The sequence below is a fragment of the Devosia sp. ZW T5_3 genome, assembly GCF_044987315.1.
Lineage (GTDB): Bacteria > Pseudomonadota > Alphaproteobacteria > Rhizobiales > Devosiaceae > Devosia.
Genome location: NZ_JBJDRE010000005.1, coordinates 114,644 through 139,180, shown reverse-complemented (window position 1 = coordinate 139,180; position 24,537 = coordinate 114,644). Strand labels below are relative to the sequence as shown.

Sequence of the window (24,537 nt, the reverse complement as noted above, 5' to 3'; positions counted from 1 at the left end):
GGGTGCTTATTGCTCCTTGAAGCGATAGCCGACGCCATAAAGCGTCTCGATCATTTCGAAGTCGTCGTCGGTCGCCTTGAACTTCTTGCGCAGCCGCTTGATGTGGCTGTCGATGGTGCGATCGTCGACATAGACTTGATCGTCATAGGCCGCATCCATCAGCGCGTTACGCGACTTGACCACGCCGGGCCGCAGCGCCAGCGCCTGGAGGATGAGGAATTCGGTGACGGTCAACGTGACCCGCTGGCCCTTCCAGGTGCAGGTATGGCGCTCCTCATCCATTACCAGCGAGCCGCGCTCGATCAGCGCCTTGCCCGGCGAGGATTCGCCCGGTGCGCCGGCGGGTGCGGAGGGATCGCGCGGGGCGGAGCGGCGCAGGATGGCCTTGACGCGCTCGACCAGCAGGCGCTGGCTGAACGGCTTGGTGATGAAATCGTCGGCGCCCATCTTGAGGCCGAACAGCTCGTCGATCTCTTCGTCCTTGGACGTCAGGAAGATCACCGGCACATCCGACTTCTGGCGCAGGCGGCGCAGCAATTCCATGCCATCCATGCGCGGCATCTTGATGTCGAGGATGGCAAGGTCCGGCTTGTCGGTGGTGAGACCTTCAAGACCCGATGCACCATCGGTATAGGTGGCGACCTGATACCCTTCGGCCTCCAGCGTCAGCGACACCGAGGTCAGAATATTGCGGTCGTCATCTACCAGGGCAATCTTGGGCATGAGCTGCCTTTCTTGTTGTGACGCGTGTGGCCGGCCAGAACTATAGCCGGTTCGGCCTCGCGTTGCAGGCGACAATTACGCATTAAATAAGGCGCGGCCAAGTCTTGCGCAATGGAAGCCGCTTTCCCCATGCGGATGCAACTTCCGTCTTACGACCCATTTCGGGATGGTTGGCCCGCTATTGTCCACCCTAATCTAGGCGCCATTGAGGGCCGCATCATGGTGTTGCGGCGACCCTTGGAGAGTAAGCCAGATGAGTGTGTTCGACCATAGCGCCCTGCGAGACCGGATTGGCGCGGCAGCCGCTTCGCTGTCCCTCAACGACATCGCCCCGGCCCTAGTCGCCCGCGCCGTTGCCGATGGCAGCGCCGTATTGACGGCCGATGGCGCCGTTTCGGTGCGCACCGGCGCCTTTACCGGCCGCTCGCCCAAGGACAAGTTCATCGTGCGTGATGGCCTGACCGAAAACAGCGTCTGGTGGGATAATTCGGGCGCCATGAGCCCGGCCCATTTCGATGTGCTGCTGGCCGATGCGCAGGCCCATCTTGCGGGTGGCCCGCTCTACCGGCAGGACCTTTTGGCCGGGGCCGATCCGCGCCATCAATATGGCGTGACAGTGCTGACCCCCAGCGCCTGGCACGCCCTGTTCATCCGCAATCTGCTGATCCGCCCCGGCGAGATGGTGGAGGCAGCAGCCAATCCCACCGCCGTCACCATTGTGCACGCGCCAGAGTTCAAGGCCGATCCGGCCCGCCACGGCAGCCGCACCGATACCGTGATCGCGCTCGATATGAGCCGCAATATCGTGGTGATCGCCGGCACGCTCTATGCCGGGGAAATCAAGAAGAGCGTGTTCAGCCTCTTCAACTTCCACGCGCCGCGCCAGGGCGTGTTGCCGATGCATTGCTCGGCCAATCTCGGGGCCAATGGGGAGAGCGCATTGTTCTTCGGATTGTCGGGCACGGGTAAAACCACGCTCAGCAATGATCCCGATCGGCCGCTGATCGGCGACGACGAACATGGCTGGAGCGAGGACGGCGTTTTCAACCTCGAAGGCGGTTGCTACGCCAAGACCATCAAGCTCAGCCCCGCGGCAGAGCCGGAAATCCATGCCGCGACCAAGCGTTTTGGTACGGTGCTGGAAAATGTCATTCTCGATGCTAACAGTCTGCCAGCATTTGACGACATTAGCCTCACCGAAAACACCCGTGCGGCCTATCCAATTCACGTGCTGCCGGCCATCGCCAAGGGCAGCGTGGGCGGCACGCCGCGCACCGTGGTCTTCCTCACCGCCGACGCTTTTGGCGTGCTACCGCCCATCGCCCGGCTGACGCCGGAACAGGCGGTCTACCATTTCCTGTCGGGTTACACCGCCAAGGTTGCCGGAACCGAACGCGGCGTCACCGAGCCGCAGGCCACCTTCTCGGCCTGTTTCGGCGCGCCGTTCATGCCGCTGCATCCGACGGTTTACGGCGCCATGCTGGCCGAAAAACTGAGGGAAAGCGGGGCTTCGGCCTGGCTGATCAATACCGGCTGGACCGGCGGCGGCTATGGCCTGGGCAAGCGCATCGACATCGCCTCGACAAGGCGCCTCTTGACCGCCGCACTCAATGGCGAGCTGGATCAGGCCGAGATGCGGACCGACGAGCTCTTCGGCTTCGCCGTGCCGGTTGCGGTCCCCGGCATCAACCCGACGCTGCTAACGCCCCGCGCCACCTGGGCCGAAGCCGAAGCCTATGACCGCCAGGCCATCCACCTGGCCGGCCTGTTCCGCGCGAATTTCGAAAAGTTCGGTACCGGCGCCGACGCCGCACCCGGACCAAGGATGGCGCAGGCGGCGGAGTAGGGATTTCGTTCAATCGACGTAAGAAAGGGCGCCTTCGGGCGCCCTTTTGTTTGGGTGTGGGCCACGGCAGGAGGCCCGGAAAGCCGCGATCTACGAAACTTATCCCCGCGGCCAAAACTTCAGGCACACTTCACGTTCGATCAACGGCGACATGGGGACGCATTCCGCAAAGGTCAGAACCGAAGGCTCGAGCTGCGGACCTCAGCGTATCAGTTGGGGGAATAAAAGATATGCGAGCCGATTTCGGCGACCGCATTATAGGTATTGGCCCAGGAGGGGCGCACCGCGGTGGTGTGATAGTAGAGCGCGGAGCCCGGCACGGCGCCGACATTCTCGCCCAGGGCGAACTCGGCATAGACCTGTTGCGCCAGCTCCTTGGAGCGGCCCCAGGCGCGGCGTTCGGCCGGGGCGTCGTCGCGGCCGTCGCAGGCAAAGGTGAACTGGCAGCGATAGCGGCCCTTATTGGCGTTCTGGTAGATGACGCCGCAGAGGGTGGACGGGAACTTGCCCGACCGCGCGCGGTTGACGATGACATTGGCGACGGCGAGCTGGCCGGCTTCGCTTTCGCCGCGGGCCTCGTGATAGATGGCCTGCGCCAGGCACCCGCGCTCGGTATTGGCGTGATCGAGCCGCTGGCCGGTGGTCTGGTAGCCGCTTTCAACATAGGCAGCGAGCACGGAGGGGCTGAGCGCCCGCTCGGTCGGAGCGCTGGAGGTGGCGAAGCTATCGATGGCCGAGAGCGCGCCATTGCCGCCAAACGAGCCGCGGGCGATGTAGCCCAGCAGCACTTCGGAATTGAGCTCGGGCTGCGGCAGGGCGGCGTTGACGTCAAAATCGCGCAGCGCCTGCTGGCGGGCAACGTAATTGGACAGGAGCGCTGCGGTCAAAGGCTGCTGGCCGGGCTCAAGCGGCGCCATGGTGGCGCCGAGCGCCGGCTGGGCGCGCAGCGCAGCCAGATCGGCCGGCACATCGAGCGGGGTCACGTCGGCGACGAGCAGGTTTTCAGCGTGAGCGGGAGCAAGGGTGACGAACAGCACGAGCGCAACCGCGCACAGGACCAGTACATGCGAAACCGCACGCACAGCGATGACCTGCCAGGTTTGCGTCAATGCCCCGTCCTTGCCCCTGAGCCCGTCCAGCCGTTTCCGGCGGGCCTTCGCATTCATCCGTTCCGTCGTTGCGGACCGGCTTCGTCTGATTAACGAGCCGCACCCTAACCGGGCTTGGCTCGGCTGGGAAGCCAAAATTTACCGCTGGTTAACCATAGCCGTTAGCTTCTTAAAGTAGGGTTAATCCAGCCGGCGCGACTTGAAAACCCTTAGCGTACAAAGGCTTGGGACGTAACAAATGGGAGTTTAAGCAGATCGATAAAAGTTTACGGGCTTCGAGCACCCGAAAACTATTAACAGCGGGCTGGCCCACGCCCGCGCAAACAAAAGGGCCCCGAGTGAGACTCGGGACCCTTGGACAGGCTCGGAGGTATGTACGATCAGCGCGGTGCGAACGCCGCCAGCCGGACCTGATCAAGGCTCTCCATCACGGCAATGCCGAGGGCGCGCAATTCGTCATTGGGGTGGACCAGATCGGGCACCATGATGGTCTGCATGCCCGCCGCGTGGGCCGCGCGGACGCCGGCATGGCTGTCCTCGAGCGCCAGGCATTGCGCCGGATCGATACCCAGCCGCCGTGCCGCCGTCAGGTATGGCTCGGGATGGGGCTTGGGATTGACCACGTCATCGCGGGTCACGACGGTCTGGAACAGATCGAGCAGGCCTGCCGCCCCCAGATGGGTGTGGGCATGGGGCGTGCGCGAGGAGGTGGCGACGGCAATCGGGATTTTCCGCTCGACCAGTTCGGCCAGAAATTCGCGGGCGCCCTGCTTGACCGGCACGCCGGCATGGGTGCGCTCGCGCATGCTGACGCGGCAGCGTTCGTCGAACAGGCTGTAGGGAAAGGACACGCCATAGGCTTCGAGCAGCAGCTGATTGGTGCGCTCATGGCTGGAGCCGACCATGGAACTATGCACCACATCGGTCATCTCGAAGCCCAGATCGGTGCAGACTTCAAAAACGATGGTCTTGAACACCGCTTCGGTATCAAGCAGCGTGCCGTCCATATCGAAGATGGCGGCCTGGAAGGGCGCGAGGCGCAGGATGTCGCTCTGGGATGTCATTAGTGGGCATATAGGGCGATTTGCCGGCTTGCGCTAGGCGGGCAAACGAAAGGCTGGGTTGCGCACTGGCGCCGGGGCGGGCCAATTGCTAGCTTTGGTCCATGCCCGCATTCAAGCCAGCCACAGACCACGAAACGCTCGGCGACGCGTTCTTTGACCGCGTCACCCCTGCCGATTTTCCCAAGACCATATTGCGCCATCGCGACCAGCGTTGGGCCAAGCGCATGGGCCTGGATGGGCTCAGCGACGAACAATGGATCGCCCATTTCGGCCGCTTCGCGCCCCTGCCCGGCTCGCTCAACCAGCCACTGGCGCTGCGTTATCACGGCCATCAGTTCCGCAGCTACAATGCCGATCTGGGTGACGGGCGCGGCTTCCTGTTTGCCCAGGGCTATGACCATAGGGATGGGCGCCTGCTCGATTTCGGCACCAAGGGCAGCGGGCAAACGCCCTGGTCGCGCGGTGGCGATGGGCGGCTGACGCTGAAAGGCGGGGTGCGCGAAGTGCTGGCCACCGAAATGCTCGAAGCGCTGGGGGTCTATACGTCCAAGAGTTTTTCGCTGATCGAAACCGGCGAAGAGCTCTATCGCGGCGATGAGCCCTCGCCGACGCGGTCGTCAGTGCTGGTCCGGCTCAGCCACAGCCATATCCGCATCGGCAGCTTCCAGCGCCTGGCCTATCTGGAAGACTATGACGCCATCGGCCTATTGGTCGATTATACGATTGCCCATTATTATCCCCAATTGGCGGACGCCACTGACAAGCCGGCAGCCCTGCTTGAGGCGGTGGTTGCCGCCGTGGCAAAACTGGGCGCGCAATGGATTGCCGCCGGGTTCGTGCATGGCGTGCTCAATACCGACAATATCAATGTCACCGGCGAGAGCTTCGATTATGGGCCGTGGCGGTTCCTGCCGACCTATGACCCCGATTTCACCGCCGCCTATTTCGACGAGACCGGGCTTTATAGCTTTGGCCGGCAGCCCGACACCCTGGCCTGGAACCTGACCCGGCTGGCTGAGTGCTTCGTGCCGCTGTCCAGTATCGAGGCATTGGAGCCGGCGCTCAATACGATCTGGCCGCAATTCCGCGCCGCCCTGCCCGCCGCCATGCTGGGCCACCTGGGACTAAACCCACGCGATGTAGAGAGCGACAGCGCCTTCATCACCGCGCTGTTCGGCTTCCTCAACCAGTCGCAGGCGCCCTATGAGCAGTTCTTCTTTGATTGGCGCGGCGGGGCGCTGAGTGCCAAGCGGGCAGCTTCCAGTCCGTCAGCCGAGTTTTATGCAACAGACGCGTTCCGGCCGATTGCCGACGCGTTGGAAGGCTATTCAGCCAGCGACAGGGTCAATCTCGATCATCCCTATTTCGCCCGGACCAAGCCGCGCACCATGCTGGTCGAGGATGTCGAGGCGATCTGGGCGCCGATTGCCGAGCGCGACGATTGGGGGATATTTGCCCAGGCACTGGCTGAAATCGCCGAGATGCGCGATGCCTATGGCGTGGCGAGCTGAGGAGGATTGTTGATGAGCCTATATGAACTCGATGGCGTCGCGCCGCGGCTCGATCCCGATGTCGCCTGGATTGCACCCACCGCCGTGCTGGTGGGCGATATCGTGGTGGGCGCCGATGCCGGCATCTGGTTTGGCGCGGTGGCGCGCGGCGACAATGAAACCATCACCATCGGCGCGCGGACCAATGTGCAGGACAATGCGGTGCTGCACACCGATATGGGCTTTCCGCTGACCATCGGGGAGGGCTGCACTATCGGCCACAAGGCCATGCTGCATGGCTGCACCATTGGCGACAATACGCTGATCGGCATGGGCGCCACCGTGCTCAATGGGGCAAAAATCGGCAGCAACTGCCTGATCGGAGCGGGCGCCCTGATCACCGAGGGCAAGGAAATTCCCGATGGTTCGCTCGTCGTTGGCGTGCCGGGCAAGGTGGTCCGGGCGTTGGACGCGGAAGCCATTGCCGGGCTGACCCGGTCGGCCGATGGCTATGTGCGGAATGCTCGCCGCTTTGCCACGGGGCTCGCCGACGTGACCGGCCGGCCATCCGACTTCGAGCCGGCATAGGGGCGAAAAGCTTGAACGACACCCAGACACGCCAGCAGGCAATCCTGGAACTGGCCCGGCTCGAAGGGCGGGTGCTGGTCGATGCCCTGGCCGAGCGTTTTGCCGTGTCGGTGCAGACCATCCGCAAGGATCTCAACCAGCTTTGCGACCAACGCCTGCTCAAGCGCATGCATGGCGGGGCCGTGCTGCCCTCGGGCATTGAAAACCTCGAATATGAGGCGCGGCGGAACATTGCGGCCGCGGAAAAGCAGGCCATCGGCAAGGCCGCGGCCGCGCTCATTCCCAATGACGCCTCACTGTTCATCAATATCGGCACCACGACCGAGGCGGTGAGCCAGGCCCTGCTCGATCATTCGGGCCTGTTGGTCATCACCAACAATATCAATGTCGCCAATCGCATGCGCATCTATCCGCAATTCGAGGTGGTGATTGCCGGCGGCGTGGTGCGCGGCAGCGATGGCGGCATTGTGGGGGAGGCGGCGGCCGGCTTTTTCTCCCAGTTCAAGGTGGACTACGCCGTCATCGGCGCCTCGGCCCTGGACGAAGACGGCGCCCTGCTCGATTTCGACTATCGCGAGGTCAAGGTGGCGCAAGCCATCATCGCCAATGCGCGACACATAATCCTGGTCGCCGATGCCGGCAAATTCGCCCGCACCGCACCGGTCAGGATCGCCCGGATCGACCAGATCGACACGTTCGTGACCGACCGCAGCCCCTCCCCGGCCTTTACTGCCCTATGCGCGGCGGCGGGGACGATCCTCGTGGAAACCGGGTAAATACCGAAGGCGAGTTTAGCCCGCCGCTAACCACAAGACGATAGAGCTGGCGCGGGGTAGGCAAACATAAAGGTTGTGCCGCCAGGCTCATCCTGCCCGGACAGAAGACCGGGAGGCGGGTGATATCGGTGGTGAATTCAACTGCATCGCAGGACAACAGGCTGAGCTGGCTGCGCCCCATTGCCATTCCGGCCGTGATTGCGCTGATTGTGCTGGTTACCGGCGGGCTGTTCCTCGACAAGCAGACCAGCATTCTCGCCCGCGAGAGACTGCGCGCAGACGTGCAGGCCGAGCTTTCCCTGCTCCGTGCCAAGCTCGAAGGCAATATCAACGGCAATATCCAATTGGTGCGCGGGCTGGTATCGACCCTCGCCACCGAACCGGGGATGGATCAGGCCCGCTTTGCGGCGCTGGCGTCGAGCATCCTGGCCGAGCGCAGCCAATTGCGGCTGGTGGCTGCGGCGCCGGACCTGGTGGTCACCATGGCCTATCCGCTGGCGGGTAATGAGGCGGTGATCGGGCTCGATTATGTGCTCGACATTGCCCAGCGCGATGCCGTGCTGCAGGCCCGCGACACCGGTCGGCCGGTCTTGGCGGGGCCGGTGGATCTGGTGCAGGGCGGGCAGGGTTTTGTCGGCCGGTTCCCCGTCTTTACCGGCAATGGCACGGAGCGCCGCTTCTGGGGCGTGGTGTCGGCCGTGGTCGATATGGACCGGCTCTATGTCGAAAGCGGATTGCTGGCGCCCTCGCTGGGCAGCGATATTTCCATCACCCGCCGGGATGCGCGCGGCGTGAAAGGTCAGCGGTTTTTCGGACCGGACCTCGATGGCCAGGATCCCGTGCTGTCCACCGTCACCCTTCCCTCTGGATTCTGGGAGGTCGCCGCCCGGCCAAAGGGCGGCTGGGCCAACGATGCCAGCAACTGGGCGCTGCGCGGCACATTGATCGTGGCGGGTGCGCTGATCCTCTTTCCCATTCTCCTCACCGGGCGGCTGATGGGCGAGCGGCAATTGCATATTCGCGAGCTAAGGCAACGCGAAGCCGAGCTCGACCGGCTGTCGCGTCGGCTGGCACTGGCGCTGGACAGCTCCGAGGTCGGGGTCTGGGAAATGGATATCGTGACCAAGGACCTGGTCTGGGATGAGCGGATGAACGAGCTCTATGGCCTGCCCAATGATGGCACGCCGCGCCGGGTCGAGGATTGGAATGGCGCATTGCATCCCGCCGATTTCGCCGCAGCGCAGACCGATTTTTCCAAGGGCATTCGCACCGGGCAGTATAAATCGGTGTTCCGCGTCACCTGGCCGGACGGCACTGTGCGCACCATCAAGGCCATCGGTGCCGTCTATAGCGAGGCTGGCAGCAATCCGCGGCTGGTCGGGGTCAATTGGGACATTACCGAGGACGTAGCCCGCAGCGAGGATTTGCGGCGTACCAAGCTCCTGACCGAGGCGCGCAATCGGGAGCTCGAGGCCGCCAAGAGCCGCATCGAGCACAATGCCCTGCATGACAGCCTGACCGGGTTGCCCAATCGGCGCTATCTCGACGACATCCTCAAGGCCAATGCGGGGGGTGGCTATGCCGGCAGCGGCAGCATTGCCCTGCTGCATCTGGATCTCGATCGCTTCAAGCAGATCAACGACACGCTAGGCCATGCGGCGGGCGACGCCATGCTGGTGCATGCCAGCGCAGTGCTGCGGGCCAATTGCCGCGCCAGCGATTTCGTGGCGCGGATCGGGGGCGACGAATTCGTGGTGGTCTGCCCGGCTGCCGATGGCGACCAGTATCTGGGCATGATGGCCGAGCGGATCGTGGCGCAGATGCGCAAGCCGGTGAGCTATCAGGGCCATCAATGCCGGTTCGGCGTCAGTATCGGCATTGCCGCCGAGCATGGGCCCGACATCGACGTGGGCCGCCTGCTGGTCAATGCCGATATCGCGCTCTATCGCGCCAAGGGGCGCGGCCGCAACCGCTTCGAATATTTCTCTGAAGCCCTGCAAGCCGAGGTGGTGCATACCAAGCGGGTGGCCGACGAAATCCTGAGCGGGCTCGAGCGCGACGAATTCATCGCCTTCTACCAGCCCCAGTTCGACGCGCGCAGCCATGACCTAGTGGGCGTGGAAGCCCTGGTGCGCTGGCGCCATCCGGTGCTGGGCCTGCGCGCGCCCGACGCGTTCCTCGCGACGGCGGAAGACCTCAATGTCATGGCAACAATCGATCGCATCGTGCTCGAACACGCGCTACACGATCTCGACCGCTGGGAGAGCATGGGCCTTAAGGTGCCGCGCGCTTCGGTCAATGTCTCCCACCGCCGCCTGCATGATGACGCGCTGATCGAGAGCCTCGAAAAGCTGCATATTCCGCCGGGACGGATTGCGTTCGAACTGGTGGAATCGATCTATCTCGACGAGGACGATGCGGTCATCGCGCACAATATCGACCAGCTCAAGGAATTGGGCATCGAGATCGAAATCGACGATTTCGGCACCGGCTATGCCTCCATCGTGTCACTGCAAAAACTGCGCCCGGCCCGGCTCAAGATCGACCGGCAATTGGTCGATCCGATCCTGGACGATATCGGGCAGCGCCAATTGCTGGCCTCGATCGTCGATATCGGCAAATCCATGGGTATCGAAGTGATCGCCGAGGGCGTCGAGAGCATGGCGCATGCCGCGATCCTGACCGAACTCGGCTGCGACATCCTGCAGGGCTATGCCTTTGCCCGCCCGATGAGCCGGGATGATCTCGAGATTTTCCTGGGCGAGCAGCGCTGGCGCCGCGCCTCCTGAGCGGGGGGGCGACGCCGGGGATCAGGAGGCCAAGGCGGCCTTTTTGGCGATGCGTGCGCGGATCGATTCGACGTCGGATTTGGGCGTCGCGGCAAACAGGGTCTTGGTATAGCTGTGCTGGGGATTGCCGAACACGTCCTCGCGGCTGCCATGCTCGACGACATCGCCGAAATACATCACCATGACTTCGTCGGCGATGTAACGCACCACGCTCAGATCGTGGCTGATGAACACATAGGTCAGCCCGAATTCGTCCTGCAGATCCTTGAGCAGATTGAGAATCTGCGCCTGCACCGAGAGGTCAAGCGCCGATACCGGCTCGTCGAGCACGAGGAAACTGGGATTGAGCATCAGCGCGCGGGCAATGGCGATGCGCTGACGCTGGCCACCCGAGAACATGTGCGGATAGCGATTGAAATGCTCGGGCCCCAGCCCGACCTTGAGCAGCATGGCCATGGCCCGTTCGCGCCGCTCGGCAGCCGGCATCTTGGTATTGAGCAGCAGCGGCTCGGCCAGCACGTCGCCGATCTTCTGGCGCGGATTGAGCGAGCCATAGGGGTTCTGGAACACGATCTGCACCTTCTGGCGCATGTCGTGGGTGACATGGCCGGCGTCGACCGGCTTGCCATCGATCAGGATCTCGCCCGCGGTGGGCGGGTCGATCAGCGTGATCATGCGCGCCAGGGTGGACTTGCCGCAGCCGCTTTCGCCGACCACGGCCAAGGTACGGCCTTTGGCGAGCGAGAAATTGACGCCCTTGACGGCATGCACGACCTTGGCCGGCCGCAGAAAGCCGCCGGAGGAGGTGTAGTCGCGGGTGAGATTGCGGACTTCGAGAACGGGTGCGCTCATCATGCCACTCCCGGCGCGGGTTCGAAGACGAAGTCGGAAACCGTGGGCAGGCGATCGCCCACCGCGTTTTCCGGCAGCGCCGAAAGCAGCGCCCGCGTGTAATTGGATTTGGGGTTCTCGAACAGGGAGAGCACGTCAGCCTCCTCCATTTTGTGCCCCTTATATTGCACGATGACCCGGTCGGCTGTTTCGGCGACGACGCCCATGTCATGAGTGATCATGATCAGGCCCATGCCATGTTCGGCCTGCAGCCGAACCAGGAGATCCAGGATCTGCTTCTGGATGGTCACGTCGAGCGCGGTGGTCGGTTCGTCCGCGATCAGCAATTTGGGATTACAGGAAATAGCCATGGCGATCATGACGCGCTGGCATTGCCCGCCGCTCATCTGGTGCGGGAAAGCATTGAGCCGGTCCGCACCGTCCTTGATGCCCACCAGATGCAGCAGTTCGACGGCACGCTGCCGCGCCGCCCGGCCGCTGAGCCCCAGATGCTTGGACAGCACTTCCTCGATCTGAAAGCCCACGGTGAAGCACGGATTGAGGCTGGCGATCGGCTCCTGGAAGATCATGGCAATGTCCTTGCCGATAATCTTGCGCTTGTCGGCCGGCGACATGGCGAGCAGGTCGAGGCCTTCGAACTCCATCTTGTCGGCGGTGACCGTCGCGGTGCTGGGCAATAGTCCCATAACCGCCAGCATGGCCACCGATTTGCCGGAGCCGGATTCCCCGACAATGGCGAGGACTTCGCGGGCGTCGACCGACACATCGATCCCGTCGACGGCCTTGAACAGGCCGACCGAGGTATCGAAGGAAACGCTCAGGTTCTTGATTTCGAGCAGGGGCATGTCTCAGCTCCGCTTGAGCTTGGGATCGAGCGCATCGCGCAATCCGTCACCGATGAGGTTGATGGCGAGCACGGTGATCAGGATCGCCAGACCGGGGAAGGTCACGACCCAGGGTGCGCGCAGGATGAATTCGCGGGCCGAGGCCAGCATGGTGCCCCATTCGGGAGTCGGCGGCTGCGCACCCATGCCCAGGAAGCCCAGCGCGGCGGCTTCCAGAATCGCATTGGAAAAGCTCAGCGTCGCCTGAACGATCAACGGCCCCAGGCAATTGGGCAGGATGGTAACCAGCATGAGGCGCAAGTGCCCGGCGCCCGAAAGCCGGGCGGCCGTGACATATTCGCGGTTTTTCTCCGCCATCACCGCGGCGCGGACCAGGCGGGCAAAGTGCGGTTGCAGCACCAGCGCAATGGCGACCATGGCATTGAACAGGCCCGGCCCCAGAATAGCCACCAGCACCAGCGCCAGCAGCAGCGATGGGAAGGCCAGGATGATGTCCATGACGCGCATGATCATGGCGTCGATCCAGCCACCGAAATAGCCGGCGAGCACGCCCAGGATCACGCCGACGAACAGCGCGCCGCTGACCACGAAAAAGCCGATGAACAGCGAATAGCGGGCGCCATGGATCAGGCGGGACAGCATATCGCGGCCCACCGGATCGGTGCCCAGCAGGAAGCGCGGATCGCTACCGGCATCCCAGAAGGGGGGCTTGAGGATGGCGTCGCGATACTGCAGATCGGGCGAATAGGGCGCCAGGAGCGGGGCAAAGATGGCGATCAGCACCAGGAGTGCAAACACCACCAGCCCGATGACGGCGCCGCGGTTGACGGAAAAATAGTGCCAGAACTCGCGCAAGGCGGCAGCGCGGTCGGGCTTGGCGGGGACGATTTTTGGAGTCTGGGTCATCTTACTGCACCCTGATGCGCGGGTTGATGACGGCATAGAGCAGATCGACCAGCAGGTTCACCGCCATGACGATGAGCGCGATCAGCAAGAGCCCCGATTGCACGACGACATAGTCGCGCTTGGAAATGGAATCGATCATCCATTTGCCGATGCCCGGCCATGAAAAAATAGTTTCGGTGAGGATGGCGCCGCCCATGAGCAGCCCGACCTGCAGGCCAATCGTGGTGACCACCGGGATCAGCGCATTGCGCAGAGCATGCACATTGACCACGCGGCGGGGTGACATGCCCTTGGCGCGGGCCGTACGCACATAATCTTCGCCCAGAATTTCGAGCATGGCCGAACGGGTCTGCCGCGCGATGACCGCCAGGGGAATGGTGCCCAGCACCACCGCCGGCAGGATCAGATGGCGCAACGCCGAAACGAAGGCCGGCCAATTGCCGTAGAGCAGGGTATCGACCAGCATGAAGCCGGTAATGGGGCGCAGGAAGAAGGAGAGCGCGATGCGGCCGGACACCGGCGTCCAGCCCAGATAGCCGGAAAAGAAGATGATCAGCAGCAGGCCCCACCAGAAGATGGGCATGGAGTAACCGGTCAGCGCCACGCCCATGGTCAATTGATCGAACCAGGAGCCGCGCTTGACGGCGGCAAAGATGCCGGCGGGTATGCCGATGATGACCGCCAGGAACATGGCGACCAGGGCCAGTTCGATCGTGGCTGGGAACAGGGTCATGAATTCGGTGATGACGGGGCGCTTGGTGGCCAGCGAGACACCGAAATTGCCCTGCAGGACGCCGCCCAGATAATTGAAATATTGCTGCCAGATCGGCAGATTGTAGCCGAACTGTTCGCGCAGGATTTCGTACCGCTCCGGCGTCACGCCATGCTGGCCGGCCATGGCCAGGATGGGGTCGCCCGGCAGCACCCGGACAAAAGCGAAAGCACAGATGGAAATGCCGATAATGGTCGGCACGATCAGCGCAAGCCTGCGCAGAATGTAATTGAGCATGCGGGTCTTTACCCTAATGCGCCGCGCCGGCAAACCGGCAGGGTGCGCGTTTCCTGTTGTGGCGGGGCAATTGTCGGGGTGCCGTTGGCCGGCGCCTCCTTACCCTGCTCTAAAATGAAAGGGGAGCCCCGCACCGGTAAAACCGGCGTGGGACTCCTTGGATTTACGTGGCCTCAGCCTTACTCGGCGACGTCGACGCCGTCAAAGCGGTGAATGCCCAGCGGGTCCATCTTGAAGCCGATGACGCGCTTGTTCATGGGCATGAACACTTTCGAGTGAGCCAGCGTCAGGGCCGGCTCTTCAGCCTTGAACACTTCCTGGGCCTTTTCATAGAGCGCGGTGCGCTCCGCCTGGTCGGCAGTGGTCTTGGCCTTCTGGATCAGGTCTTCGAATTCCTGGTTGCACCAGCTCGAATAGTTGGACACGCCAATGGCCGAGCAGGAGAAGAGGGTCGCAAAGAAGTTATCCGGATCACCATTGTCGCCGGTCCAGCCGATCTGGAACGGACCCTTGCGGTCGGGCTGCTTGCCGCGCTCGCGATATTCGGTCCATTCGTAGGAGACGATATTGGCGGTGACGCCAATCGCCGCCCAGTCGGCCTGGATCAGTTCGGCAACGCGCTGGGCGTTGGGATTGTAAGGACGCGACACGGGCATGGCCCAGAGATCGGTGGTGAGGTTGGTCACGCCGGCTTCCTCGAGCAGCTTCTTGGCGGCTTCCGGATCGTATTTGTCGGCGGGGATATTGTTGTTGTAGCTCCACATGGTGGGCGGGATCAGGTTCTTGGCGTCCTGGCCAGCACCCTGGTACACCGCCTCGATGATGGCAGCCTTGTCGACGGCCATGGAGAGAGCCTTGCGCACGTTGACATTGTCAAACGGCGGCTCGGTGGTATTGTAGGACATGTAGCCGATATTGAGGCCTTCCTGCTCCAGCACCGTTAGGTTCGGATCAGCCTGCAACTGGGCGATATCGGCAGGCGCCGGATAGGGCATGATATCGCATTCGCCGGCCAGCAGGCGCTGGGCACGCACCGACGGATCGGTGGTGATGGCGAAGATCAGATCGTCGATCGGCTGCTTGCCGGCCCAATAGTCGGGGAAGGCCTGGTAGCGGATGACGGTGTCGAGCTGGTAGTCCGAGAAGACGAACGGGCCGGTGCCGATCGGCTGGGTCGAGAAGGCGGCCAGATCGCCGGACGCTGCGAGCTGATCGGCATATTCCTTGGACACGATGGACGCAAAATCCATGGCCAGGTTGGCGATCATCGGAGCATTGGGTTCGTTGAGCACGAACTTGACGGTCAGATCGTCAACCTTGACGATTTCCTTGATATATTTGGGCATGTCCATGCCCTGGAAATAATCCCAGGTCATGCCTTCGAGATAGGCGAACCACGGATTGTCTTCCTTCCACTGGCGCTCGAAGCTGAAGATCACGTCGTCAGCATTGAGATCGCGGGTGGGGGTGAAATAGGACGTGGTGTGGAACTTGACGCCGGGACGGAGCTTGAAGGTGATCTCCTTGCCGTCCTCGGAGGTGGTCCAGCTTTCGGCCAGGCCCGGCTCGATGGCGGTGCCGCCCTTTTCGAACTCGACTAGGCGATTATAGATGGTGCGCGAGGAGGCGTCGAAATCATTGCCGCCGGTGGTCGGACCGGGATCGAAGTGAGCAGGCGAAGCTTCCGAACAGAATACCAATTGCTTGGCCTGGGCGGCGCCCGCGGCCAGCGCCAGCATGGCCGAAGCCGCCAGCAGGGTGGTCATCAATTTCATGATTGTTGTCTCCCGAGAAAGTTTTTTGCGCGTTCGGTTTGCCGGCCGAAGCTTGGGCGCCAACAAAGCGTAGAATTTAGGGGAGCGCAATGGGTCAGTTTGACCATTTGGTCAATTCGATGGCGGTCCGGACGCCATTCCACAACATTGGACGGTTTTATTGCGATCCGTTCGGCTGGCCCGGCGCCGCTTGACGCCCCGCAGGAGGGAGTGATCCAACAGGACATGACCAGTTCAATCGCCACAATCGCCCTGCTCGTCGCCGAATATGATGAAGCCATAGTCTTTTACCGGGACCAGGCCGGTTTTGCCCTGCTTGCCGATACCGATATGGGCGGCGGCAAGCGCTGGGTCCTGGTGGCGCCGCCAGGTGGAAACGGCGCGCGACTGCTGCTGGCCCGCGCCGATGGTCCCGAGCAGCGTAAAGCCATCGGTAACCAGACCGGCGGAAGGGTCATGCTGTTTCTCGAAACTGACGATTTTTCGGGCACCCATGCCGCCATGGTGGCGCGCGGCATCCGCTTTCTCGAAGAGCCCCGGCATGAGCCCTATGGCAGCGTCGCCGTATTCGAAGACCTCTATGGCAATAAATGGGACCTTATCGAGCCCAGGTCCTAGCCTCAGGCGTTTTGCGCACCACCTATACAAGGTGGGCGAACGGAAAGCCGCCCAACGCGTTTAGTCAGCATCATAACAGGAGAAGACCTATGGATCGCCGCCCGCTCGGACGCAGTGAACTTGTCATCGAACCGCTCGTGCTGGGCGGCAATGTGTTCGGCTGGACGGTCGACGAAAAACAGGGCTTCGACATTCTCGACGCCTATGTCGATGCCGGCTTTACCGCCATCGACACGGCCGAAGGCTATCCCAATTGGGTGCCGGGCAATCCCCCTGGCATGAGCGAGACCATTATCGGGAAATGGCTCAAGGCGCGCGGCAATCGCGACAATGTTCACATCATCACCAAGGTCAATTCCGGCAAGGTCAAGAACGGGCTGAGCGCGGACAATATCAAGACCTCCATCGAAGCCTCGCTCAAGCGCCTGCAGACCGATTATGTCGATCTCTATTTCAGCCACTGGCCCGATCCCGATGCCAGCCACGAGGAAACTCTGGGCGCCTATGATGTGCTGATCCGCGCCGGCAAGGTGCGGGTGGTCGGGGCGTCGAACTACACCCCGCAAATGATCCGGGATGCCGAGGAAATTTCGGTGATCAAGTCGCTGCCGCGCTACGAAGTGCTGCAGCCCAAATACAATCTCTATGACCGCGCCGATTTCGAAGGCGAGTTGCAAAAGCTCGCCATCGAGCAGGAAATCGGCACCATCGTTTATTATAGCCTGGCCGCAGGGTTCCTGACCGGCAAATACCGCTCCAAGGCGGATCTGGGCAAAAGCCAGCGCGGTGGCGGCATCGAAAAATATCTCGACAAGAAGGGCGAAGCGATCCTGGCTGCCCTCGACAGCGTCGCCAAGGCTAATGACGCCACACCGGCCGAAGTCTCGCTGGCCTGGCTGGTCGCCCAACCCGGCGTCAGCGCCCCCATCGCCTCGGCCACTTCGGTGGACCAGGTCAAAAGCCTCGCCAAGGGCGTGCGGCTGAAACTGAGTGATGCGGATTTGAAGACGCTGACCGCGGCTGGGAAGTAGCAGGCTGCGGCTGGTCGTGCCAGGCACGCGGTGTCACCCCGGCGCAGGCCGGGGCCCATCCCGAGATGGCGCCCCAGCCGCAAGGTTTGTGAATGCCCCGTGATCATCAGGCGATCTGGCGGCGCGTTGTACTATCTCGAGCTGGGTCCCGGCCTGCGCCGGGATGACACCGGGATTGGGGCGGTCGCCTGCCCCAACCATCCCCCGATATCAGAGCCTACCACTCAAACGCCGGTCCATTCACCCGCGCCCCCAGCAGAAACACATCCGCCATCAGCCGCAGGGGCGCCGCATCGACATCGGTTTCGTGCCGGTCGAGAAGCGTGGCGAAGCGCTCATACATCAGGCCATATTCCTCGTCGCCATGCTGAAGCACCAGCTCGTCATTGACGCGCAGGCTGCGGCCGCCATTTTCGAGCTTGAGCACATCGCCGGCCATGGTCTCGAAGCGGATGGTCCAGATTTCCCCGCTCTCTTCGAGCCAGTTGAACCCGGCCGACAGGCTGGGCTTGTGCAATTGGCCCGACTTGAAGACGATTTCGACATCGACGGGTGTCTGCCGGTTGGCCGGGAAGGTGAGCTTGCTCGATTCCACAAAGACCGGGAAGGGCATGACCTTGGTAAAGATCGACATGGCATTGATGCCCGGATCGCAGACACCGAACCCGCCCGGCTCCCAGACCCAATCCTGCCCCGGATGCCATTTGCGCACGCTTTCGCGCCAGTCGATGCGCACCGATTTGACGCCGCTTTCGGCCAGGATATCGCGGGTGCGATCAACCGCGGCGTTGTATTGGGAATGCCAGGTCTGGTAGAGCACGCGGCCCAGCCTTCCGGCATAGGCGACGAGATCGTCCAGTTCGGAAATCGTGGTGGTGGGCGGCTTTTCCATCATCACGTCCTTGCCGGCCTCGAGCGCCTCGCGGACATATTGATGGCGGATGCCGGGGGGTGTGCAGATCGAAACCAGCGACACCTCGGGCAGGGCTTCGTAAAGCTCGGCCGGGGTCTTGAACACGGGCACGCCATTATGGCCGACGCCGCGTGTCGACACCGTCGCGGCCAGTTCGAAATCTTCGGACCTGTCGATAACCGGCAGGTGCTGATCCTGGGCGATCTTGCCCACACCGATGACGGCGATTTTGCGTTTGGCCATGTCGATTTCCCCGAGCCGCTTTTTGCGGGGTGTTTAGAGCAGAGACCGGGCAAACCGCCAAGGTCTGTCGCGATAAAAGTATGATTTTTATTGCGGCTATGGCTCCGAAGGCTCCCAGAGTTCGATCTGGTTGCCCTCGGGGTCGTGAATGCGCGCAAAGCGCCCGGTTTCGGGCGTGTCCCATTCGTCCGGCCGCGTCTCGACGGCAATGCCTTCGGCCCGCAACTGCGCCATCATGCCATCCAGGTCATCGACGCGGAAATTGATCATCCATTGCTTGTCGGCCGGAAAATAGGTGCTCGCCTGCTTGAACGGCGCGAAGACGGTGAGCCCGGCATCCTGGTTCCAGAGTTCGCTCACGCCCAGATGCTTTTCATACCAGGCGGCCAGCGCCGCGGTATCATGAGACCGGAAGAAAAAGCCGCCTATGCCGGTGGTTTTCGCCATCACTCACTCCTAACGGACCAGGATTGCCCGGAAGTCATTCACATTGGTGCCGGTCGGCCCGGTGACCAGCAGGTCGCCAATGGCGCTGAAGGCGGAATAAGCGTCGTTATTAGCCAGAGCCACCAGCGGGTCGATGCCGGCATGGCGCAGCCGCGTGGCGGTGCCGCCATCGGCAAAGGCGCCGGCATTGTCCTCGGAGCCGTCGATCCCGTCCGTATCGGCGGCAACAGCCGAAATACCCTCAACGCCGTCAATAGCGATGGCGAAGGCGAGCAGGAATTCGGCATTGCGCCCGCCCCGGCCCTTGCCGCGCAGCGTCACCGTGGTTTCCCCGCCCGAGAGCAGCACGACGGGCTTGTTGAAGGGGCGATTGCGGACGGCGATTTCGCGGGCCATGGCGGCATGAACCTGCGCCACGTCGCGCGATTCGCCCTCGATGGAATCGGAGAGGATTGCCGCTTCGATGCCTTGTGACCGCGCAATGTCGGCGGCTGCTTCCAGTGACAGGGCTGCCGAGGCAATGGTGCGGACGGTGTGTTGCGCGAAAACCGGATCGCTGGGCAGGGGCGCAAGATTGTCCTCACCGGCCAGCAGCGCCTGCGCCGCAGGCGGCAGCTCGAGCCGATAGAGATTGGCATATTTGCGCGCCAGTTCGCGCGTTCCGGGCAGGGCAATGGTCGGGCCGGAGGCGACAATGGCCGGATCATCGCCCGGCACGTCGGACACGACCAGCGTTGCCACCCGGGCCGGCGCGCTATGCGCGGCGAGGCGCCCGCCCTTGATGGTCGAGAACTGATTGCGGATCAGGTTCATCACCCCGATCGGGGCGCCCGAGGCCAGCAGCGTGCGATTGATCTCCTGCTCGTCATCAAGCGTCAGGCCCAGCGCCGGCGCGGGCAGCAGCGAGGAGCCGCCGCCCGAAATCAGCGCCACGACCAGATCGTCCGCAGACAGGCCAGACACCGTCTCCATGATCCGCCGCGCCGCGAGAAATCCTGCCTCGTCGGGCACGGGATGGGCCGCTTCGACAATTTCGATGCGCTCGCAGGTCTCGCCATAGCCATAGCGGGTAACGACCAGTCCGCTCAGCGGCCCGTCCCAGGCCGCTTCAAATGCCTTGGCCATTTGCGCGGAGGCTTTGCCCGCGCCGATGACCAGAGTGCGCCCGACCGGCTTGGGCGGCAGATTGAGCCGCACGGCCAAAGCGGGTTGCGCCTTGGCGACAGCGGCCTCAAACAACGATTGAAGTAGGATGCGATCCATGGGCTGGGTTGCGACTCGATACGGCCAAGGGTAGCCAACTTGTGGCGCAGCCATTTGGAGCTGTCCAGTTATGCGCTGTCAAACGACGGACATAGAATGCCGATAGCGGCTGGCAGGCGCTGATTGCAAAGGGGCAAAAATGACTGAACGATACGCGATTTATTTTGCCCCTCCGGCCACGGGGAGCCTGTGGGAACGCGCAGCAACCTGGCTGGGCCGTGACGCCGCCGATGGCGACCTGTTCGATGGACCGGTGGCCGGCATCGATCGGTCACGCCTGCTCAATCTCACCCAATCGGCCAATCGCTACGGCTTTCACGCCACGATCAAGGCGCCGATGGCGCTGGCCGATGGCGCCACCGAGGCCGATCTGCGCGCTGCCCTCACAAGCTTTACTGCCGAGCATGCCCCCTTCTCTATCGGCAAGCTCAAGCTGGCCTCGCTCGATGGTTTTCTGGCGCTGATTCCCGAAAACCCCAGTGAAAAATTGCAGGACTTCGCCGCCCATGTGGTGGAAAGTTTCGAAGTATTCCGCGCGCCGATGAGCGTGAAGGATCGCTCTGCCCGCCTCGGCAAGGGCCTGACCGAGCGGCAGGTGGAACTGCTCGATGGCTATGGCTACCCTTACGTGTTCGAGCAATTCCAGTTCCACATGACGCTGACCGACCGGCTCAGCGCGGAAGACGCCACCGATATCGCCAAGGCCGCCACGACCTGGTTCTCGCCCATACTGGATGATGAAGTGGTGATCGATAGCCTCTCGCTGTTCGTCGAGCCCGAGAAAGGCCGGCCGTTCCGCCGCGTCGCCGAATTTGCGCTGGGAGGCAAGGATTGATGGAAGGGCAAGTCTTGCGCAATGCCAGGATCGTGCTGGCCGACGAGGTGATCGAGGGCAGTGTCGCCATCGCGGATGGCGTGATCACCGCGATCGACAGCGGCCCCAGCCAGACCGGCGAGGATTTCGCGGGCGATTACCTGATCCCGGGCCTGGTCGAACTGCACACCGACCAATTGGAAAGCTATTACCGTCCCCGCCCCGGCGTGTTCTGGGATCCTTTAGCCTCCTTGCATGCCCATGACGTGCAGATTGCCGGCTCGGGCATTACCACGGTGTTCGACGCGGTACGGATCGGCTCGGATTTCGATCTGCCGACCATGGGCGAGCATGTCGACAAGCTGGTCGGCGCCATTCACGCCGGCCGCGCCGGCGATTGGTTGCGGGCCGAGCATTTCATCCACCTGCGTTGCGAATTGCCCAGCCACGACCTGCTCACCCAGTTCGAGACCTATGCGGCCGATCCGGCCACGCGGCTGGCCTCGGTGATGGATCACACGCCAGGCCAGCGCCAGTTCGGCTCGCTCGAAGATTACAAGCGCTTCTACAAGGACAAGATGGGCCGCACCCAGGCCGAGCTGGATAGCTATATCGCCGCGCGTCTCGGCGAGCAGGCGCAATATTCGGCGACCAATCGCCAGACTATTGTCAGGCGCGCCGCCGAATTGGGCCTGCCGCTGGCCAGCCATGATGATGCCACCCTAGCCCATGTCGAAGAGGCGCTGGCCGATGGCGTTGCCATTGCCGAATTTCCCACTACGCTCGCCGCAGCCGCTGCCGCCCATGATGCGGGCCTCGCCATCCTGATGGGCGCGCCCAATGTGGTGCGCGGCAAGTCCCATTCCGGCAATATCTCGGCGACCGATCTGGTGCGGGCCGGGCTCCTCGATATTCTGAGTTCGGATTATGTGCCGTTTGCCCTGTTGCAGGCGGTTTTCATCCTGCCCGAACGGGTTAAGGGGCTCAGCCTCTCCCAGGCATTGGCCATGGTCACCCTCAATCCTGCCAAAGCGGCGGGGCTTGAGGATCGCGGGCAGATCGCCATTGGCAAGCGGGCGGACCTGGTGCGGGTGCGCCGGGCCGGACCGCTGCCCGTCGTGCATGGCGTCTGGCGCGAGGGCCACAGGGTCAGCTAGGCCAAGGAAATGAACTACTTGGGCGCCAACGCGTTGTGTTTGAACAACAAGCGTCAAGCGTCCGGAGTTTTCATGAATCGCAATGGTCTTTATGCCGTGATCGCCATCCTGCTGGTCGCGGTGGTAGCTTTTGCCATCTATACCTATCAGCAGCAGAACCGCCCCGGCGTCGAGGTTCGGCTGGACGAACAGGGGATTTCCATCGATGGCAATGGCTAGCGATTATGACCTCGCCCCGCTGCGCGACACGCTGATTGCGGCGATTGCGGGGGAACTGGCCCGGCAGGACGCGCGCAATGTCGATGTCGCGGCCCTGGCCGATGCGATCATGACAGCGATCAATGCGCCCCCGGCTCACGATGCCGAAGAGGGCAAGCGCCCCGAGGACCTCAACGCCACCAATGACGATTGAGGCAAACAAAAAGGCATTCCCATGAGCGGGAATGCCTTTTTTGTTTTTAGTTTTCGTGAAGCTGAATTCAGGCCGCGTCGGCGCTGCCCTTGCGGACGGCCTGCGACACGGCAAAATGCGCCTTTTCGACGGTTTCGAACTGCTGGCCATCGATAGCGAAAGCGGGCAGGCGAACGGCGAGGAAGCGATAACCCGCTTCATGCGGCACGACGACGCCCAAAGGCTCGCCGCCCACTTCAATGACGATAGGCTTGTGGGCCTTGGCCCGATCTAGACTGTTTTCCTGCATCAGTGGATGCTCCACTTGGCGTCGACTCGTTCACCACCCTGGAGGTTGGTCCGTGTGGACCACCGGGGTGAATCAGCAACGCTGGGGTTCTATCGGTTATTTGAGACGAGGTTGTGACGAGGTCACATTCGTTTGGAGCGACAGATCCGTTGCCAGCGTTTTGAGGCTTGCATGGAAATACGTACATTCGCGCAGCCAGCATGGATGGTGAAGGTATTCGATGATGTCATCTTCAGTCCTCTCCTGCGGGTTGAACGATAAGGCCGCCGGGGCTCTGCCAGCGGTGAAGGCAAGATAGGAGCGTTCGAGGCAGATTTCCAGCCCGGGCAACGCCATAGAATGACGATTTCTGAAAAAAGCCTACTCGACTTTGGGCGCAGAACGAAAACTGGTGTGGTCTTGTCATATTATGACAGAGCCATGACACCACCACCGTGCTTGCAGTGGCCGTGACAATCTGGTGATGTCCGCCCCCGATAGATGATCGCTGCCCGCCAGGGTGGCCAGAAGGGGTGCCGCGTGCCTGACGACGATATGCCGGCCGAACCGGCGGCCAAGCGGGGCGTCAAGCCATCCGGCAAGCCGACGCTCAAGACCATTGCCGAATTGACCGGCTTTGCCGTGACCACGGTGTCGCGCGCGCTCAACAATGCGCCCGAGCTGGCGCAGGACACCCGCGACAAGGTGCAAAGGGTAGCCGCCGAAATCGGCTATCTCCCCGATCGCGCCGCTTTGCGGCTCAAGACCGGCCGCACCAATGTGCTCTCGCTAGTGCTGGAGCCGGACGAGCAGATTTACGGCTTTGGCACCTCCATCGTCAGCGGGTTGACCGAGGCGATGCGCAACACGCCTTATCACCTGGTCATCACGCCGCTGTTCCGCAATGTGTCGCCGATGGAACCGATCCGTCATATCGTGCGCAATCGCATGGCCGATGGGGTGATTTTCTCCAAGGCCGAAATCTATGACGAGCGCGCCCGCTTCCTGCTCGACAATGATTTCCCCTTTATCAGCCATGGCCGCAGCCGCTGGCCCGATGCCCATCCCTGGGTGGATTTCGACAACGAGGCTTTTGCCTATGGCGCGGTCAAGCGCCTGGTGCAGAAGGGCTGCCGGCTGGTGTCCATCGTGCTGCCCGACAGCGCCCTGACCTATACCGAACACCTCAAGGCCGGGATTGCCCGGGCGGCCGGGGAAGCCGGCATCGCCTACGAATTTGCCGCCGACATCAATCTGGGCAGCCCCACCGACGCCATCCGCACCCATGTCGCCAAACGCGCCCGCCGCCCCGATGGCGGCCCCGACGGCTATGTCTGCGCCTCCGAGATTTCAGCGCTGGCGGTGATCGGCGCGCTCAACGAAGCCGGCAAGACCGTCGGGCAATCCGCTCACGTGGTCACCAAACAGGCTTCCCAACTCTTTGCCCAGTTCCAACCGGGCGCCGAAACGGTCTTTGAGGATTTCACCAAGGCTGGCCACAGCCTGGGCACGCTATTGCTGCGCCGGATCGGCGGGGAGAGCGCAGACACGCTCACCGCGCTCGATGTGCCCCGGTTTGATTGGGATAGCTAGAAAGGA

24 protein-coding genes are annotated in these 24,537 nt (G+C 62.6%); 12 read left to right on the top strand and 12 right to left on the bottom strand.

What is annotated here, in order from left to right; genetic code table 11:
* Nucleotides 1–6: 6 nt before the first annotated feature.
* Nucleotides 7–723 (bottom strand): response regulator transcription factor, encoded by a 717-nt coding sequence (locus ACI3KW_RS08170; protein ID WP_035102101.1) that lies wholly within the window; start codon nt 721–723, stop codon nt 7–9.
* 253 nt (nt 724–976) lie between these two features.
* On the opposite strand from ACI3KW_RS08170, the gene pckA reads away from it, so the two are divergent.
* Complete coding sequence (pckA, locus tag ACI3KW_RS08165; RefSeq protein WP_404847656.1) at nt 977–2,569, top strand: phosphoenolpyruvate carboxykinase (ATP); 1,593 nt, start codon at nt 977–979, stop codon at nt 2,567–2,569.
* A 209-nt stretch (nt 2,570–2,778) separates the two neighbouring features.
* On the opposite strand, the gene ACI3KW_RS08160 is transcribed toward pckA, so the two are convergent.
* Both ACI3KW_RS08160 and ACI3KW_RS08155 read right to left on the bottom strand, forming a co-directional pair.
* The gene (locus ACI3KW_RS08160; RefSeq protein WP_404847655.1) at nt 2,779–3,678 is read right to left on the bottom strand and encodes a cell wall hydrolase; all 900 of its coding nucleotides are present in this window, start codon (nt 3,676–3,678) and stop codon (nt 2,779–2,781) included.
* A 380-nt stretch (nt 3,679–4,058) separates the two neighbouring features.
* Nucleotides 4,059–4,742, bottom strand: a complete 684-nt coding sequence (locus ACI3KW_RS08155) for an HAD family hydrolase (RefSeq protein WP_404847654.1) — start codon at nt 4,740–4,742, stop codon at nt 4,059–4,061.
* A gap of 101 nt (nt 4,743–4,843) precedes the next feature.
* Here ACI3KW_RS08155 and ACI3KW_RS08150 point away from each other — a divergent pair, with 101 nt between their 5' ends.
* From ACI3KW_RS08150 to ACI3KW_RS08135, 4 genes are all read left to right on the top strand, one after another.
* Entirely contained in the window at nt 4,844–6,253 is a 1,410-nt protein-coding gene (locus ACI3KW_RS08150; RefSeq protein ID WP_404847653.1) for a protein adenylyltransferase SelO, read from the top strand.
* 12 nt (nt 6,254–6,265) lie between these two features.
* Nucleotides 6,266–6,820, top strand: a complete 555-nt coding sequence (locus ACI3KW_RS08145; protein WP_404847652.1) for a gamma carbonic anhydrase family protein — start codon at nt 6,266–6,268, stop codon at nt 6,818–6,820.
* Nucleotides 6,821–6,831: 11 nt separating this feature from the next.
* Complete coding sequence (locus ACI3KW_RS08140) at nt 6,832–7,596, top strand: DeoR/GlpR family DNA-binding transcription regulator (protein WP_262170388.1); 765 nt, start codon at nt 6,832–6,834, stop codon at nt 7,594–7,596.
* A 131-nt stretch (nt 7,597–7,727) separates the two neighbouring features.
* On the top strand, nt 7,728–10,385 hold the full coding sequence (locus ACI3KW_RS08135; protein WP_404847651.1) for an EAL domain-containing protein: 2,658 nt from the start codon (nt 7,728–7,730) through the stop codon (nt 10,383–10,385).
* A gap of 21 nt (nt 10,386–10,406) precedes the next feature.
* On the opposite strand, the gene ACI3KW_RS08130 is transcribed toward ACI3KW_RS08135, so the two are convergent.
* The 5 genes from ACI3KW_RS08130 to ACI3KW_RS08110 all read right to left on the bottom strand — a co-directional run bounded on the left by ACI3KW_RS08130 (nt 10,407) and on the right by ACI3KW_RS08110 (nt 15,772).
* The gene (locus ACI3KW_RS08130; RefSeq protein WP_113121091.1) at nt 10,407–11,237 is read right to left on the bottom strand and encodes a dipeptide ABC transporter ATP-binding protein; all 831 of its coding nucleotides are present in this window, start codon (nt 11,235–11,237) and stop codon (nt 10,407–10,409) included.
* Nucleotides 11,237–12,082, bottom strand: coding sequence for an ABC transporter ATP-binding protein (locus ACI3KW_RS08125; protein ID WP_262170393.1), 846 nt, complete (start codon nt 12,080–12,082; stop codon nt 11,237–11,239). The genes ACI3KW_RS08130 and ACI3KW_RS08125 overlap by 1 nt, the downstream gene beginning before the upstream one ends.
* Before the next feature lie 3 nt (nt 12,083–12,085).
* A complete protein-coding gene (locus ACI3KW_RS08120; RefSeq protein WP_113121089.1) occupies nt 12,086–12,988 on the bottom strand; it encodes an ABC transporter permease subunit in 903 nt (300 codons plus the stop codon).
* Nucleotide 12,989: 1 nt separating this feature from the next.
* Entirely contained in the window at nt 12,990–13,997 is a 1,008-nt protein-coding gene (locus ACI3KW_RS08115) for an ABC transporter permease subunit (protein ID WP_262170395.1), read from the bottom strand.
* A gap of 179 nt (nt 13,998–14,176) precedes the next feature.
* The gene (locus ACI3KW_RS08110) at nt 14,177–15,772 is read right to left on the bottom strand and encodes an ABC transporter substrate-binding protein (protein ID WP_404847650.1); all 1,596 of its coding nucleotides are present in this window, start codon (nt 15,770–15,772) and stop codon (nt 14,177–14,179) included.
* A 225-nt stretch (nt 15,773–15,997) separates the two neighbouring features.
* On the opposite strand from ACI3KW_RS08110, the gene ACI3KW_RS08105 reads away from it, so the two are divergent.
* On the top strand, nt 15,998–16,390 hold the full coding sequence (locus ACI3KW_RS08105) for a VOC family protein (protein WP_404847649.1): 393 nt from the start codon (nt 15,998–16,000) through the stop codon (nt 16,388–16,390).
* An 89-nt stretch (nt 16,391–16,479) separates the two neighbouring features.
* Entirely contained in the window at nt 16,480–17,421 is a 942-nt protein-coding gene (locus tag ACI3KW_RS08100; protein ID WP_404847648.1) for an aldo/keto reductase, read from the top strand.
* A 217-nt stretch (nt 17,422–17,638) separates the two neighbouring features.
* On the opposite strand, the gene ACI3KW_RS08095 is transcribed toward ACI3KW_RS08100, so the two are convergent.
* From ACI3KW_RS08095 to ACI3KW_RS08085, 3 genes are all read right to left on the bottom strand, one after another.
* Entirely contained in the window at nt 17,639–18,577 is a 939-nt protein-coding gene (locus ACI3KW_RS08095) for a Gfo/Idh/MocA family protein (protein ID WP_404847647.1), read from the bottom strand.
* A gap of 96 nt (nt 18,578–18,673) precedes the next feature.
* Entirely contained in the window at nt 18,674–19,024 is a 351-nt protein-coding gene (locus ACI3KW_RS08090; RefSeq protein ID WP_404847646.1) for a VOC family protein, read from the bottom strand.
* Between the two features lie 9 nt (nt 19,025–19,033).
* Nucleotides 19,034–20,287 carry a glycerate kinase gene (locus tag ACI3KW_RS08085; protein WP_404847645.1) on the bottom strand — a complete coding sequence of 418 codons (1,254 nt, stop codon included), beginning with the start codon at nt 20,285–20,287 and terminating at the stop codon, nt 19,034–19,036.
* Between the two features lie 139 nt (nt 20,288–20,426).
* On the opposite strand from ACI3KW_RS08085, the gene ACI3KW_RS08080 reads away from it, so the two are divergent.
* The 4 genes from ACI3KW_RS08080 to ACI3KW_RS08065 all read left to right on the top strand — a co-directional run bounded on the left by ACI3KW_RS08080 (nt 20,427) and on the right by ACI3KW_RS08065 (nt 22,670).
* Nucleotides 20,427–21,122 (top strand): DUF1045 domain-containing protein, encoded by a 696-nt coding sequence (locus ACI3KW_RS08080; RefSeq protein ID WP_262170403.1) that lies wholly within the window; start codon nt 20,427–20,429, stop codon nt 21,120–21,122.
* The gene (locus tag ACI3KW_RS08075; RefSeq protein ID WP_262170405.1) at nt 21,122–22,258 is read left to right on the top strand and encodes an alpha-D-ribose 1-methylphosphonate 5-triphosphate diphosphatase; all 1,137 of its coding nucleotides are present in this window, start codon (nt 21,122–21,124) and stop codon (nt 22,256–22,258) included. Before ACI3KW_RS08080 ends, ACI3KW_RS08075 begins: the two co-directional genes overlap by 1 nt.
* A 72-nt stretch (nt 22,259–22,330) precedes the next feature.
* A complete protein-coding gene (locus ACI3KW_RS08070) occupies nt 22,331–22,477 on the top strand; it encodes a hypothetical protein (protein WP_262170407.1) in 147 nt (48 codons plus the stop codon).
* Nucleotides 22,464–22,670 carry a hypothetical protein gene (locus ACI3KW_RS08065; protein ID WP_262170409.1) on the top strand — a complete coding sequence of 69 codons (207 nt, stop codon included), beginning with the start codon at nt 22,464–22,466 and terminating at the stop codon, nt 22,668–22,670. Before ACI3KW_RS08070 ends, ACI3KW_RS08065 begins: the two co-directional genes overlap by 14 nt.
* A gap of 67 nt (nt 22,671–22,737) precedes the next feature.
* On the opposite strand, the gene ACI3KW_RS08060 is transcribed toward ACI3KW_RS08065, so the two are convergent.
* The gene (locus ACI3KW_RS08060) at nt 22,738–22,959 is read right to left on the bottom strand and encodes a hypothetical protein (RefSeq protein WP_113121079.1); all 222 of its coding nucleotides are present in this window, start codon (nt 22,957–22,959) and stop codon (nt 22,738–22,740) included.
* 519 nt (nt 22,960–23,478) lie between these two features.
* Between ACI3KW_RS08060 and ACI3KW_RS08055 the strand changes: the two genes are divergently transcribed.
* Nucleotides 23,479–24,531 (top strand): LacI family transcriptional regulator, encoded by a 1,053-nt coding sequence (locus ACI3KW_RS08055; RefSeq protein WP_404847644.1) that lies wholly within the window; start codon nt 23,479–23,481, stop codon nt 24,529–24,531.
* Nucleotides 24,532–24,537: the final 6 nt, after the last annotated feature.